A 13688-nucleotide genomic window follows, 5' to 3' on the forward strand; every position below is an offset into this window, starting at 1 on the left:
AGTCTAACTCTTTTACCTCAGTTTGCCCTCACTCCAAACGTGGGGGCGATTTTTCAAACCTCTTTTTTCTATCACTCTTACGAAGGTGAAACTGAAGCGGATAATAAAGTTACCTGTAATACTTAGTACAATTAAACTAGAAATACTAGATATTAAGATATTTTGATAAAACCTGAAGAGTTAGTTTACTCTATCTACCCTAGACAGGTAATTGTAACATTTAGGAAGTTATGATTCCAGTTTTACAAGTCGGTAAGCGCGCCGTTAGCAAGGACGAACTGATTCCCCTGCTGAAGCAGTACGGAATGTTGCCGCAGTTGATGCGAGAGATTATTATCGACAATGCGATCGCCAACCTTATCCTGACAAAAGAAGAAAATACCCAGGCATATAAGCACTTCTACCAGCAGCATCAGTTGAATTCTGAAGGTGACCTGCAAGCATGGTTGCAAGCCCGTGGTCTAGACCGCGAACAACTAGACTATCTAGCCACACGTAACATAAAACTGGAAAACTTCAAGCGAAGCACTTGGGCAGATAAGTTACAGTCCTACTTTCTTCAACGTAAGGCAAAGTTAGATAGGGTTGTCTATTCCCTCATTCGGGTGAAAGATATTTGTATTGCCCAAGAACTTTACTTCCGAATTCAGGAAGGGGAACAGTCTTTTAGCGAACTTGCTCGCGAGTATTCTCAAGGTTCAGAAGCTCAAACAGGCGGCTTAATAGGTCCGGTCGAGTTAGGTATTCCCCATCCAGCTTTGGCAAATATGCTGGTATCGGTTCAAGCTGGTCAGCTTTTACCACCAACACCCTTGGGAGATTGGATTGTAATTGTTAAGCTGGAAAAGTTTCTACCGGCCCAGTTAGATGAAGAAATGCGGCAGCGACTGCTCAATGAACTATTTGAATACTGGCTACAAACTCAGTTACAAGAAAATTTACAAAACCTACAGGCTAAATTTTCACAACCTCAAGTTGAACTACGGGGCTTTGTCAGCTCTGATGTACCCCAAGAAGTTTTTTTTCCAGACACAAGTCAATGATCTTAAAGTTAATTTAGCTGTAGCAACGGAGAAATTCTTAGTCATCCTACGTTGTTTTTAACAACAGTTTGCACTTTTCCTATTCAAATCAAAATAGCCTTTGCAAATTGGTGTAGTATGGGCAAACTGGATGTGTTGCTCTGGATGAGCGTCATTCTGGCTTGATTCATGTCCCTTCTGCTAGAGATAATGCTGATACACCTCAAGTAAATCTTCAATCCTCACTTTTGTTTGAAAATCCAGATTCTTGCTTAGGAATGACCTGAAAATACAGCAAAAAAGGCAGAATTTACAGACAGATAAGCACTTGCGCTGGATTTTCAAAGCATATGAAAATTGATCACGTACATTTCTATGTAGAAGATGCCAAAGCGTGGCGCGATTGGTTTGTAAGCCATCTGGGTTTTCAAGTCGTCGCTGATTCTGCCATTCCTCCAACCCTCCGTGAAAAGGGGAGCTGTATTCCGTGGGGAGTTAGGGAAGATGATACCTTTCACACCTGCACACAAGTGGTCAAAAGTGGTCCAATCTACTTTTTGCTGTCTTCCCCGCTATTACCCACAAGTCCTGTGGCTGAGTTTTTGCGCCACCATCCGCCTGGTGTGGCAGATATCGCTTTTGCTGTTGAAAATGTAGAAGAGGTGATTTTGCTTGCTCAAGCCCACGGGGCAAAAGTCCTCCAACCTATCCAGCAACACCAATATGGTCAGGAATACATTAAATGGGGCAAAATTGCCGCTTGGGGTTCTCTGTCTCATACTCTCATCGAAAGGGGAGTAGGTGAAGACAAGAAATCTCCCTTGTTCTCCCTCCACTCGGACACTCCCCTACTCCCCCCCTCTTCCTTCACCGCCATAGACCACATCGTGCTGAACGTAGATGCAGGCGATTTAGAACGTGCAGTGACTTGGTACGAGAAGATCCTTGATTTTCAGCAACAGCAGACGTTTAATATTCAAACTGCTCGCTCTGCTCTATATAGCCAGGTGATAGTTTCGCGCAATGGAGGCGTACAATTGCCGATTAATGAGCCAGCTTCAGCCAATTCTCAAATTCAAGAATTTTTGAACGTGAACCGAGGAGCAGGAATTCAACATATCGCCCTACGGACACGCAATATTGTTCATGCAATCGCCCAATTCCGCGCTAATGGTCTATGTTTACTCCCAGTTTCCAAAGGCTACTACTCACAGATTCGACAGCGAAAAGGGCTTCCCCTATCTCCAGAGGAACTGAATGCTATTGCTCAACAGGAGATTTTGGTAGATTGGCAAGAAGATACTTTTTTTGGGTCAAAGAATATAACGCCCTTACTACTGCAAATTTTTACCCAGCCCATTTTTGGACAGCCGACTTTTTTCTTTGAGTTTATTGAGCGTCGTGACCAAGCTCAAGGTTTTGGTGAAGGGAATTTTCGCGCTTTATTTGCAGCAATTGAAAATGAACAAATCAAACGTGGTAGCCTACAAGATTTTGGACGATAGATTAGAAATCCAAAATGGACTTATCAAATTTTCAAAAGTCTAAAACAGCATCTTTGGGCTAATCTGTTAATAAAATTTACATTTGTCTAAAAATGTTAAGACTTATTACAGATTTTGACGGTCCCATTATTGATGTTTCTGAACGGTACTACCGTGTCTATCAATTCTGTTTGGAGAAGACTCGGCACTTAGACCAACAAGTACGACAACTTCCCAAAGCAGAGTTTTGGCAGTTGAAGCGATCGCGTATTCCCGAAAAACAAATTGGTATCATTTCTGGTCTTGATGAAGTGCAGGCGCAGGAATTTGCTCAAATGCGGCGAAAAACTGTGCATACGGAACCATACTTCCAATATGACAGCCTAGCGCCTGGTGCTGTAGAGGCACTTCTAAAGATCCAAGAGACGGGAGTTGATTTAGTCGTTATGACTATGCGTCGAGTTTGGGAATTAGACTATGCCTTCAAAAAATATGATTTAGGCAGATTTTTCCCAGAAAATCGTTGTTATTGCCTAAGCAACGACTACGTGAAAACCCGTGACATTGATGATAAACCCTTATTGATGGCACGGGCAATAGAAGAACTTCCCCCTGCGACTGATATCTGGATGGTGGGAGATACGGAAGCCGACATGATTTCTGCCACAAAACACGGTATCAAGGTGATAGCTGTAGAGTGTGGTATCCGCGATCGCGCTCAATTAGAACCCTACCAGCCAGACTTAATTGTAAAGGATTTGAGTTGTGCTGTGGATTTAGTCCTAGAGAGATCGCTACAACAAACACCTTGGATGGGAAATGGGGAATTGAATTAACCAATTCCCCATTTTCCATTCCCAAAAATCCATTTATCTTAAAAAGCTACTGATAAGCCATAACAATACGAAAGTTACCACCGTAGAAAACTGATTCTGAGTTAAATTGAGAAATTGTATTTGGGGTAGGAGCCAGTTGACAACAAATCCTCCGGCAATTAAGCCCGTAATTAGACCGATAAGCGTTAATAAAACTGCTCTACCAAACTTTCCTTCCTTGCGATTGAGAAAGTAAATACTTAAACCCACCCCAAGCACTAATACCAACTGCAAAATCTGGTCGCCCCCAGCTTGGTAAAACACGCTAATGGCACTCAACCCAATATACCAAGCTCCAGGTAACAATACATCTGCTGGAGTTGGCTTATCCAGGATTCGTTGTAGCCACGCAGGCGACTGGTCGCGAGGGGTTAGCTTTTCTTTTGGAGGCGATTGCACGAGCCGCTCGGGAAAGCGGATGCGTTCGGGCACTTTTATTTTGCCTTCTTGGCGCATCCTTAAGCGCTCCATTAAAATCGCGTCATAAGCTGCTTCAATGACTTCTAGACGTTTGCCATCGCCACTGTATTGCTCCAATAGGCGATTGCGAACGTCTTGAATTTCATCGAAGGTAGCATCCTCTGATACCCCAAGTTTTTCGTAGGGATTTTGCTCGCTCATGGGAGTTTATCACTTCAGCCTCAATCGGCGGCAATATCTTACTAAAGAAAAAACCACTTATACTCTTAAATTTTGGTCGAAACCAATGTTTTGGTCAATTCGTATGCCTTACCCGGATAGTAGTATAGGTAAGTTGCATCGTTTTGGTGATTTTAACTATAGTCACTTTAACATATAGCCATAACTCCGTGTATCCCCTCATGTCGTTCACTTACTAGGGCTTTACTCTAGAATTTAAGCTAAAAATACCTAAAAGGCATTTTTATGAAAAAAATCTCTTTGTTAGATTTGACATTTTATTGTACCTTGACTCATTTATGAATAATTAGTCTCAGGTGTTTTGTACCATAAAGCCGCATATCGATTTAAAATTGAAGCGTTTTAAATGATCACGCAACTGGGATAATACAGTGTCCTAGTTTACCTAGTTGCCGTGGCTAAGGTCAGAGCATCTGCCTTGTGGACACAAGGTTGAGAATAATAAAGCGAAATACTCAAGCAAGGGGTGGCATTACCAAAATATTTACGCTCTAATAGTTGAGAATCCTGATTACACTAGTATTTGAATAATCAGGGATTTCTTGCCTTAGCCTTGTAGATACTTATGGACCCCAAAGCGGGAACCGTGCTTCTTACGGAATCCGCATGTTAATCCTATAAATTTTTGTGCAAAGTGATGGTCATGGCTCCTGCCAAGATTCTTGTAGTTGATGACGACCCTGCGGTTCGGAATTTAATCCAACGCTTTTTAATCAAGCAAAACTATCAGGTAGAGGCTGCCGAAGATGGTAAGACTGCCCTAGCGATGTTTGAGCAATTTAACCCAGACTTGGTGATTTTAGATGTAAATTTACCAGACGTTATTGGGTTTAACCTCTGCCAAGAGATGCAAAGCCGTAATGGAGTTTTTGTACTAATGCTAACTAGCCGAGCAGACGAAGCTGACAAGATTCGCGGCTTTTCTAAAGGTGCTGATGACTATCTGACTAAGCCATTTGGCTTAGGAGAACTAGAAGTCAGAGTGGCAGCGATTTTAAGGCGTCAGCGTGTTGTCACTACGGCAGAACAGAAGAGGTTGGTATTTGAAAAGCTCATGATTGACCCCGTACGGCGGGAGGTAACACTTAACAGCCTACCTGTACCCTTAACTGCTTTGGAATTTGACTTGTTGCATTTTTTAGCCAGCCATCCAGGTCGAGTTTGGCGACGAGCTGAACTTATTCAGGAGGTGTGGGACTACGAGTATGTCGGCGACCAAAGGGTTGTAGATGTACATATCGGTCAAATTCGCAAGAAGATTGAGGCTGATGCCACCCAACCAGCATTAATTCAAACGGTGCGTGGCGTTGGGTATAAATTTGAATGCCCTTCTCAAGTCCCACAGTCTGAAAAATCTCACTAGGAAAAATCAATTGTTAGTTATTGCAAAATATGTGAATTATGACGACTGTACTGGGAACCAGGTTAAAAAATTAGCCTTAATATAAGCCCTTAATCGCAGTTACTGTAATTACCGCACAAGCAGAAACTAGGCGTTGCTTTTTTGGCTTTAATCGCTGGGGTATGAACGAATCAAGTCTAAAGAACGAAGGATAAAGGACAAAGGATGAAATACTCAATACTTCAGTTGATCCTTCATACTTCACACCTCATCCTTCAGTAAAAGCCCTGTCTATTGAAAGCAGGGCTATTTGAACGCGGGCAAACAAGTATAGACCATTTCTATAATTTTGGCTTGATAACTTCCAAAAAATTCGTGATGCTGCAAGCGATAACCTCAAGTGGCGAAAGTCCCCACTCGAGGTTTTTTGTTACGGATACCCTGCATTAACTCCAGAAACAAACAGATAGCCTAGCCATTTTCCATGCTCGTAACCCAAATGGCGCTCTTCAAATTTGTGCCTCAACTTCCTCACCTAAACGTCGTTAAGGTGGCATTGACGGTTAGTAAGGACAAGCACAGGGAGTAGGGGAAGAATGTCACAACAATAGCAATAACATCTGTAGTGACTTGAAAAAACTCTTTGACCCTTCCAAAAGCATCCGCCAGCCTTTTTGATTGCAATGTTTGCCACAACCGAACCCATCGGTGGCTGTGTGTCACTAAAATTTGGGCATGAGGCATGGTAAGCCCTACATATACTCAGGCACAAGCAAGAATGTCTGATCAATTTGCTCGTATTTCTGGTAAATCGGACAACGTATTTCTATTTAGCAGTGATGAAACAAAGTTTCTAGATAAACTCGGGCAGCACGGCGATCGCTATCCCCATTTTGAAGTAAAAACAACGACAATGCTGCTGTCAGTACACGGTTTTGATCCCAATCTGGATGTGTTTCTAAGTAATTTTTCAACGATTCATGAAGTGTTTCGGGTATTTCTGTAAAAATGCTAACTGTTGCGTTCATCAGATTCGTCTCCTTTAAAGTTCACCAATCGGGAAATCTTGCTTTTACTAAGCCATAGTGGGAACACATAGCCCTTAGCCTGTCCGACAATCTGCGGCAACAGCTTAGGTAAATTTACACTTTAGTTCAATGGACTAAAAAAGCAAGCCGCATCATTTTGCAGCAAAAGGGGGTGGGGTTGTCAATGCTGCGAAATGTGAAGTAAATATTTATGAAAAATAAATATTTACGAAAACATAGGGGTTTTCAGTTCTTTTTTGTAATGTTTGTTAATAAAAACTCAGTCTCTTAACACCCCCGCCCACAAGACAAAGAAATCCCCAATAATACGGCAAGAGCTTGTAACATCGTGAAGCAGCTGTGGAAAATAGCAAAGCGCCTGTGGAAACTTTGTGGAATCAGTGAGGAAAACTCCAGCCAATAATAAGAATTACAAAAAAATTAATTTTAGGTCTATTTAAAAGGGGACAGGGGGAAATTTTCTGTCTTTGCATCGCCGCGTCTCCCCTTACCCGCGTCTTCTTCACTCCCCGCTTCATTTTTCCTGGACAAAATTGGACAACCTTGGCAAAAAGGCGGGTTTTTATGTCAACAATCAAGATTAATTGAGAATTAACCGCCTTTTTCGCCCCCGATACATTTGGGCAAAGAAATGAGCCAGCCTTAATAACCCCACGAGTATCCATCCGTCTTGTCCCACGAATCAACCAGAAAGGCTGGCTCGTTCCCCAGTCGCAAACCCCGCCTCCACAGATAAGAGTGGAGGTTCCACGAGTACTCGTGGGGTCGAGGGTCTTTTTAGGGAGAGGGAAACCCCTATGGCTGACGCCACGCCTTACGGCGTAAGTCCTGCGGACAGGCTGCGCCAACACGTAGTGTGCGTGCGCTTACGGGTATCTCCTCCCCAGAGGCTGCGCCTATGCCTGCGGTACGCTTTGCGCTTACGCCAGTTGCCGTGAGAGCGGGCTAACCCTTCCGTTCGCGCAGCGTGCCCTTCGGGCTTAGTTTGCTTGGAGGGTTAGCCCGACCTAAGAAACTGCGGTACTGGTCTCACCTCCTGCATAGCGCTGGCTCCTTTTGACTTCAAAAGCAGCGGCACTAGCTTGTCTGAACACACTATCTTTAGAAGTGGAACGGTAAAGATGACAGTCATAAAAAATGAGTCTTAAGAGGAGTGTACTAATCGCAATAGTTATTCATATAATGAAGAGCAATGTCCCTGCGTTCGTGGTACTTCCCAGAATTTTTACTATCTAAAGTTATTAGAAAAATTCCTGTTGTTATCTTATTCAACCAACCTGCTTTGATTTAACAGTTGGAGTGACATTCTTGAATAAGTATAAATTAAGCTTTTTCCCAAAGTTAAATCCCCAAGTTTGGATCTTAGCAATTGGTAGATTTCTCTCAGAACTTGGTACTGGATTTACACTGTTTTACGCTCCTATCTTTTTCGTTAACAAAATAGGTTTATCTGCAACATCTGTCGGCTTGGCTTTAGGTAGCGCCTCAGTTTCTGGCATTTTAGGGCGAATTTTGAGTGGTGTTTTGTCTGATGCCCCCCAAATTGGACGCCGCCGCACTTTGTTGCTTTCGGCGGCAATTTCGGCAATTGGTTCTCTAGTTTTGGCTGCAACTAGCGATTTTGTCAATTTAGTTATTGGTAATGTGATTTGTGGCTTGGGCTTAGGTTTATACTGGCCTGCAAATGAATCTGTTGTTGCCGATGTCACACCAACTGAAAATCGTCGTGAAGCTTACGCCCTCACCCGACTTTTTGATAATCTTGGCTTGGGGATGGGAATTGTGCTAGGAGGGGTTTTGATAGCGACAACAGGGAGTTATCGCTCACTGTTTATCATTGATGCAGTTTCTTTCATAGTATTTTTTGCAGTTGTTTATGTAGCCATCCAAGAAACCTGTCAACCAAAAAAGATAAGACAAGAAGTCACGTCACAAACAGCTTCTTGGATAACAGCATTACGCAATGCCCCGTTCAGGGTTTATGTTGTCATCAATATTATCTTCACTACTTACGTTTCCCAACTACACAGTACCCTCCCCATTTACTTCAAAAACTTTGTGCAAGTTGGGGAATCAGCAAAAGGATTTACTGAAACTACTATCAGTGCCCTTTTCGCTTGGCATTTGGTCATCACGAGTTTGGGACAACTGCCCATTGCCCGTGTTTTAAGACGCTTTACTCATTCTCAAGTCTTCACTGTTTCCGCAGTGTTATGGGGTGTGGGTTTTAGCCTCATCTGGATGACAGGCGTTGCTTCATCTCATCAGTTGGTGTGGGCATCTTTGGCATTGGGAGTATTTGCCCTAGCTATTGCCTCTTACACCCCCTCTGCCTCGTCCCTAGTCACTGATCTAGCCCCCGAATCCCAACGCGGTGTTTATTTCTCTATTAGCTCCCTGTGCTGGGCTGCTGGGTATTTTATAGGTCCTCCCTTGGGTGGTTGGGTATTAGACCAAGCCCGAATCGTAGTTGATAGCTTTTGGATATGCTTAGGGCTAAGTACTGTCATCTTTATCGCCAGTTTACAGTACCTTCATCGGTTGCTGAAAATTAAACACTGATTACCGGCAGGAACTGTTCCTCTGCACCTTCTGCGCCTGGTGCAGTTCATGTTATTTCCGCCGCTCTTGCAACTTGCGATAAACAGCCTTCACATCAACTTTATGATGAGCTAATGCCACTAAAGTATGGTAAAGCAAATCAGCAACTTCTGAAGTAATGGCATCCGCATCATCATCCTTAAAAGCCATCACGACCTCTGCGGTTTCCTCACCTAACTTTTTCAAAATCTTGTTATCACCGCCTGCAAAAAGCTTGCAAGTATAAGAACTTTCAGTCGGGTTATCACGGCGATCGCATATGACGGCAAACAGTTGTGACAATGTATCCCCTAGTGGCGGGACTATTTGTCCATCTACTTTATGAAAACAGCTGCGCTGACCAGTATGACAGGCAATATCTCCTACTTGCTCTACCCCAACCAGTAGCGCATCACTATCACAGTCATAACGCATACTTTTCAGTTTCTGAAGATGCCCAGAAGTCGCCCCTTTGTGCCACAACTCCTGACGAGAACGACTCCAAAACCAACTTTCTCCAGTCTCCAAACTTTTTTGGAGCGACTCCCGATTCATCCACGCCATCATTAAAACCGTGCCATCTAAATAATCTTGAACAATAGCTGGCACAAGTCCTTTTTCATCATAGCGAATTTTTTCAACAGGGATGGCGTGGTGCAGTGAATGTAAATCGCAAGAAAACATACCAGATGCTTCGTTCTATTAGAAATAGTTCATTGGTTCACCATACCATTCTAAAGAGAGCATCTGGTACGTTTTTTCTAACTCACTTACTTAACCCAAGCTTTAAATAACACTCTTATGCATGGCCGATTGCATCTTAACAGCACTCAACGCGACTTGGTGAGCCTTTGGTGCTTCACCGTACCAGTGCATCGCCGAGTTAAAAGCGGCTCGATACCAATCCTGGTATGCCTCTGATAAACGACTGCGAATTTCTAGAGGCAAGTCTTGATTTGACTTGTATAACATATTGTTATTATCCTGGTTCAGCTAATTTACTACGATATAAGTTCTAGGCAGTGTTTACCCCTATCCTAAGATAGAGCTTTTTATTCTCACCGTAGGAGATAACTTTGGTAAATACAACGATTAAAACTACAAAATCACAAGAAATCTTTGCTGCTGCCCAAAACCTCATGCCAGGAGGGGTCAGTTCCCCCGTCCGAGCCTTCAAATCCGTGGGTGGACAACCTATCGTTTTTGACCGAGTCAAAGGCGCGTATATTTGGGATGTAGATGGCAACCAGTATATTGACTATGTGGGAACTTGGGGACCAGCCATTTGTGGTCATACTCATCCTGAAGTTATCACGGCACTACATGAAGCCTTGGAAAAAGGGACTAGCTTCGGTGCGCCCAGCGTGCTAGAAAATATACTGGCAGAAATGGTCATCGCTGCCGTCCCCAGCATCGAAATGGTAAGATTTGTTAACTCCGGTACTGAAGCTTGTATGGCAGTGCTGCGTTTGATGCGAGCTTTCACCGGACGCGATAAGATTATCAAGTTTGAGGGCTGTTACCACGGTCACGCCGATATGTTCTTAGTCAAGGCTGGCTCTGGTGTAGCCACGCTGGGTTTACCTGACTCTCCTGGCGTTCCCAAATCAGCTACCAGTCATACCCTGACTGCTCCTTTCAATGACCTAGAAGCTGTCAAGGAACTGTTTGAGGAAAACTCCGACCAAATTGCGGGTGTTATTCTAGAGCCAGTTGTTGGCAATGCTGGGTTTATTCCTCCCGATGCAGGTTTCCTAGAAGGTCTACGAGAGCTGACCCAGGAGCATGGGGCGTTATTAGTGTTTGACGAGGTAATGACGGGCTTCCGCATTGCCTATGGCGGCGCACAGGAGAAGTTTGGCGTCACCCCCGACCTAACAACTTTAGGCAAGATTATCGGCGGTGGTCTACCAGTAGGAGCCTATGGTGGTCGTCGCGATATCATGTCAATGGTTGCTCCCGCAGGTCCGGTGTATCAAGCTGGGACTCTTTCTGGTAATCCTTTAGCAATGACTGCCGGAATTAAAACGTTGGAATTGCTGCAAAAACAAGGAACATACGAGTACTTAGACAGCATTACCAAGAAGCTAGCAGAGGGTTTGCTACAAATTGCTCACCAAACAGGTCACGCGGCTTGCGGCGGTCAAATCAGTGGGATGTTTGGTCTATTCTTCACGAATGGACCAGTCCATAACTACGAGGATGCCAAAAAGTCGGATACCGCTAAGTTCGGGCGGTTCCATCGCGGTATGTTGGAGCGAGGCATTTACCTAGCACCATCTCAATTTGAGGCAGGGTTTACTTCCATTGCCCACACAGAAGAAGATATTGAGCGGACGCTAACAGCCGCACGGGATGTGATGTCTACTCTGTAATATCTAGGGACTGAGTGCTGGGAATTGGCGATTGGGGACTAGGAAATAAAATTCCCCAGTCGCCAACCCCTTTTTAATTTTTAACAGCCACAACCGTTGTGACCGCAGCCTTTCATGGTTTGATGCCCTTCAGCACAAGCTTCTGAGCAGTAGTATTTATCGTCTTTTTGAATAGCGTCCTCTAAGGAAACAATACATAAGCAAGGTTCACACGCACATTTCATCTGGGTTACGCTGGTCATAACTTTACTCCTTACTCTCCTTGAGATTAATCTACAACACTTGAACAATTGTTCATATATGAGTTAATAAAACTTTAGATTTCTCTGCTCTGGCAATAGAAGTGAAACAATTAGAGAGCAGCAACATACTAAATTTACGTAGATTTACGCTTGCTTTACGTAAAATAAACATAACTTTACCAACTCTTCAATGGCATTCTAGAAAAAATTACCTGGCAAGAGTTGACTTTGAACTCAATAATGAGATCAGAGTTTAATACTCCCCGTTATTTTTCGTGCAGCGAGTTGACAGTACATGAGCTACTGCATAAATCCTACGTGTCCCAATCCGGAAAATTTAGCGTATAGCGAGATGTGTCAGTCTTGTGGCTCGCGACTGCTGTTGCGCGATCGCTATCAAGTTATCAAAGCTTTAGGTCAGGGTGGGTTTGGAGCAACGTTTTTAGCTCAAGATCAAGCCTTACCTGGAGAACCGAGTTGTGTCATCAAGCAACTACGCCCCTCAGGAACAGCACCACATGTTTTGCAAATGGCACGGGAACTCTTTGACAGAGAAGCCGTTACCTTAGGTAAAATTGGCAATCATCCTCAAGTACCAAGGCTGCTGGACTATTTTGAAGACTGCGAACAATTTTATTTAGTTCAGGAATACATTCATGGTGACACCTTACAACAGGAGGTCAAACGTAACGGAGTTTTCAGCGAAGCAAGAGTCAAGAAATTTTTGAGCGAACTTCTGCCATTGCTGCAACACATCCACGAGCGAAAAGTGATTCACCGTGATATCAAGCCTGCCAATATCATTCGCCGCGCTCAAGATGGCATATTGGTTCTGATTGACTTTGGTGCTGTCAAAAACCAAGTTAGCCAATTAGCACAATCTGATCAATCGGCATTAACTGCATATGCTATTGGCACTCCTGGTTTTGCTCCTCCAGAACAAATGGCAATGCGTCCTGTCTTCGCCAGCGATCTCTACGCTGTAGGCGTGACATGCATTTATCTACTCAGTGGCAAATCTCCTAAAGATTTAGACTACAATCCGACAACGGGCGAAATGTTGTGGGAGCGACTGGTGGAAATTAGCGACCACTTAAGCAAAGTACTGCGAAAAATGCTGGAAGTATCAGTCCGTAATCGTTACCAAGCAGCCGAGGAAGTACTCAGAGCGTTGGAGCTAGAGCCATATCTGGATACTTTGGCGCAGAGCGTTTTGATACAATCCTCTACAGGAAGCGAATCTGGTATTTTGTGCAGTAACTCTTCTGCTAATCCTTCTGGACAAGGGGTGGCGCAGGTTGCAGCTGCTATTCGGGCAAGACGAGCCAAGACAAAAAATGCCACTGGTACATATGGGACGGGAACACCACCAAGAGTTCTAACAGCAAAACCAACGACTTTGGAGAGCAATAATAGTGGCTCTAGTAGTGGTCAAAAGTCAAACACTCCGCGTCAGTTGGATACTCAAGGTCTGCTGACAGCCTACTTGAAAGGGAGACGGGATTTTGCCCTATACAATTTGAGTATGCTCAACCTGCAAGGAGTTGACTTATCAGGGACAAATTTTCATTCCTCACAGTTGCAGAAAACTAATCTCCAAGGAGCTAATCTTCATAACAGTGATTTTGGACAAGCCAGTCTAAACCGAGCTAATCTCAAAGACGCTAATTTAAGCAAGGCTTATCTGAGTAATTCTGATTTAGAAGGGGCAGACCTGCGTGGGGCAGACCTCAGCTATGCTTATCTCAATCATGCTAATCTCCGAGGAGCCAATCTTTGTGGAGCTAATCTAACTGGTGCCAAAATTTCTGAAGAGCAGTTAGTCTTAGCAAAGACGAACTGGATGACCGTGCGCCCCAATGGGAAACGAGGTTTGTTGTGATTCTAGATTTTGGCATACTTTATCTAGAGACGTAGTATACTACGTCTCTACACACACCAAATTGCCACAAATAACCCTAAAGAATTAAGGAACCGCAGATGCACGCAGATGGACGAGCCAGTGCCTTGCGGGGGTGTCCCCCGTTGTGGCGACTGGCGTGCAGATGAGAACCGCTAT

The 13688-nt window shown here is 43.9% G+C and carries 14 protein-coding genes; 8 read left to right on the forward strand and 6 right to left on the reverse strand.

The window, feature by feature from the left end; genetic code table 11:
• Nucleotides 1-230: 230 nt before the first annotated feature.
• From MAS10914_RS0117520 to MAS10914_RS0117530, 3 genes are all read left to right on the forward strand, one after another.
• Nucleotides 231-1043 (forward strand): peptidylprolyl isomerase, encoded by an 813-nt coding sequence (locus MAS10914_RS0117520; protein WP_017317252.1) that lies wholly within the window; start codon nt 231-233, stop codon nt 1041-1043.
• A 329-nt stretch (nt 1044-1372) separates the two neighbouring features.
• Complete coding sequence (gene hppD / locus MAS10914_RS0117525) at nt 1373-2527, forward strand: 4-hydroxyphenylpyruvate dioxygenase (RefSeq protein WP_017317253.1); 1155 nt, start codon at nt 1373-1375, stop codon at nt 2525-2527.
• Nucleotides 2528-2619: 92 nt separating this feature from the next.
• Nucleotides 2620-3342, forward strand: a complete 723-nt coding sequence (locus tag MAS10914_RS0117530; protein ID WP_017317254.1) for an HAD family hydrolase — start codon at nt 2620-2622, stop codon at nt 3340-3342.
• A gap of 33 nt (nt 3343-3375) precedes the next feature.
• Here MAS10914_RS0117530 and MAS10914_RS0117535 read toward each other — a convergent pair whose 3' ends face one another.
• Nucleotides 3376-4002 carry a CPP1-like family protein gene (locus MAS10914_RS0117535; protein ID WP_017317255.1) on the reverse strand — a complete coding sequence of 209 codons (627 nt, stop codon included), beginning with the start codon at nt 4000-4002 and terminating at the stop codon, nt 3376-3378.
• A gap of 682 nt (nt 4003-4684) precedes the next feature.
• Between MAS10914_RS0117535 and MAS10914_RS0117540 the strand changes: the two genes are divergently transcribed.
• Nucleotides 4685-5404 (forward strand): response regulator transcription factor, encoded by a 720-nt coding sequence (locus MAS10914_RS0117540; RefSeq protein WP_017317256.1) that lies wholly within the window; start codon nt 4685-4687, stop codon nt 5402-5404.
• Between the two features lie 510 nt (nt 5405-5914).
• Here MAS10914_RS0117540 and MAS10914_RS34335 read toward each other — a convergent pair.
• Together MAS10914_RS34335 and MAS10914_RS0117545 are read right to left on the reverse strand one after the other, a co-directional pair.
• Nucleotides 5915-6127 (reverse strand): hypothetical protein, encoded by a 213-nt coding sequence (locus MAS10914_RS34335; protein WP_156818181.1) that lies wholly within the window; start codon nt 6125-6127, stop codon nt 5915-5917.
• An 86-nt stretch (nt 6128-6213) separates the two neighbouring features.
• The gene (locus tag MAS10914_RS0117545; protein ID WP_017317257.1) at nt 6214-6411 is read right to left on the reverse strand and encodes a DUF2811 domain-containing protein; all 198 of its coding nucleotides are present in this window, start codon (nt 6409-6411) and stop codon (nt 6214-6216) included.
• Between the two features lie 818 nt (nt 6412-7229).
• Between MAS10914_RS0117545 and MAS10914_RS34340 the strand changes: the two genes are divergently transcribed.
• Nucleotides 7230-7370 (forward strand): hypothetical protein, encoded by a 141-nt coding sequence (locus MAS10914_RS34340; protein ID WP_156818182.1) that lies wholly within the window; start codon nt 7230-7232, stop codon nt 7368-7370.
• A 361-nt stretch (nt 7371-7731) separates the two neighbouring features.
• On the forward strand, nt 7732-8994 hold the full coding sequence (locus tag MAS10914_RS0117555) for an MDR family MFS transporter (protein ID WP_408605868.1): 1263 nt from the start codon (nt 7732-7734) through the stop codon (nt 8992-8994).
• 51 nt (nt 8995-9045) lie between these two features.
• On the opposite strand, the gene hisIE is transcribed toward MAS10914_RS0117555, so the two are convergent.
• Both hisIE and MAS10914_RS0117565 read right to left on the reverse strand, forming a co-directional pair.
• The gene (hisIE, locus tag MAS10914_RS0117560) at nt 9046-9696 is read right to left on the reverse strand and encodes a bifunctional phosphoribosyl-AMP cyclohydrolase/phosphoribosyl-ATP diphosphatase HisIE (protein WP_017317260.1); all 651 of its coding nucleotides are present in this window, start codon (nt 9694-9696) and stop codon (nt 9046-9048) included.
• Between the two features lie 102 nt (nt 9697-9798).
• Complete coding sequence (locus MAS10914_RS0117565) at nt 9799-9984, reverse strand: ChaB family protein (RefSeq protein WP_017317261.1); 186 nt, start codon at nt 9982-9984, stop codon at nt 9799-9801.
• Between the two features lie 104 nt (nt 9985-10088).
• Here MAS10914_RS0117565 and hemL point away from each other — a divergent pair, with 104 nt between their 5' ends.
• The gene (gene hemL / locus MAS10914_RS0117570) at nt 10089-11387 is read left to right on the forward strand and encodes a glutamate-1-semialdehyde 2,1-aminomutase (RefSeq protein WP_017317262.1); all 1299 of its coding nucleotides are present in this window, start codon (nt 10089-10091) and stop codon (nt 11385-11387) included.
• A gap of 80 nt (nt 11388-11467) precedes the next feature.
• Here the strand turns inward: hemL and MAS10914_RS32915 are convergent, their stop codons facing one another.
• Complete coding sequence (locus MAS10914_RS32915) at nt 11468-11629, reverse strand: metallothionein (RefSeq protein ID WP_071599835.1); 162 nt, start codon at nt 11627-11629, stop codon at nt 11468-11470.
• A gap of 295 nt (nt 11630-11924) precedes the next feature.
• Between MAS10914_RS32915 and MAS10914_RS0117575 the strand changes: the two genes are divergently transcribed.
• Nucleotides 11925-13511, forward strand: coding sequence for a serine/threonine-protein kinase (locus tag MAS10914_RS0117575; RefSeq protein ID WP_026082621.1), 1587 nt, complete (start codon nt 11925-11927; stop codon nt 13509-13511).
• Nucleotides 13512-13688 lie beyond the last annotated feature (177 nt).

The sequence above is a fragment of the Mastigocladopsis repens PCC 10914 genome, from assembly GCF_000315565.1.
GTDB lineage: Bacteria > Cyanobacteriota > Cyanobacteriia > Cyanobacteriales > Nostocaceae > Mastigocladopsis > Mastigocladopsis repens.

Coding starts and splice junctions, on each gene's coding strand:
- MAS10914_RS0117530 (WP_017317254.1), top strand. CDS start 2,620: ATGTTAAGACTTATTACAGATTTTGACGGTCCCATTATTGATGTTTCT.
- MAS10914_RS0117520 (WP_017317252.1), top strand. CDS start 231: ATGATTCCAGTTTTACAAGTCGGTAAGCGCGCCGTTAGCAAGGACGAA.
- MAS10914_RS0117535 (WP_017317255.1), bottom strand. CDS start 4,002: ATGAGCGAGCAAAATCCCTACGAAAAACTTGGGGTATCAGAGGATGCT.
- hppD (WP_017317253.1), top strand. CDS start 1,373: ATGAAAATTGATCACGTACATTTCTATGTAGAAGATGCCAAAGCGTGG.
- MAS10914_RS0117575 (WP_026082621.1), top strand. CDS start 11,925: ATGAGCTACTGCATAAATCCTACGTGTCCCAATCCGGAAAATTTAGCG.
- MAS10914_RS0117565 (WP_017317261.1), bottom strand. CDS start 9,984: ATGTTATACAAGTCAAATCAAGACTTGCCTCTAGAAATTCGCAGTCGT.
- MAS10914_RS0117540 (WP_017317256.1), top strand. CDS start 4,685: ATGGCTCCTGCCAAGATTCTTGTAGTTGATGACGACCCTGCGGTTCGG.
- MAS10914_RS34335 (WP_156818181.1), bottom strand. CDS start 6,127: ATGCCTCATGCCCAAATTTTAGTGACACACAGCCACCGATGGGTTCGG.
- MAS10914_RS32915 (WP_071599835.1), bottom strand. CDS start 11,629: ATGACCAGCGTAACCCAGATGAAATGTGCGTGTGAACCTTGCTTATGT.
- hisIE (WP_017317260.1), bottom strand. CDS start 9,696: ATGTTTTCTTGCGATTTACATTCACTGCACCACGCCATCCCTGTTGAA.
- MAS10914_RS0117545 (WP_017317257.1), bottom strand. CDS start 6,411: ATGAACGCAACAGTTAGCATTTTTACAGAAATACCCGAAACACTTCAT.
- MAS10914_RS34340 (WP_156818182.1), top strand. CDS start 7,230: ATGGCTGACGCCACGCCTTACGGCGTAAGTCCTGCGGACAGGCTGCGC.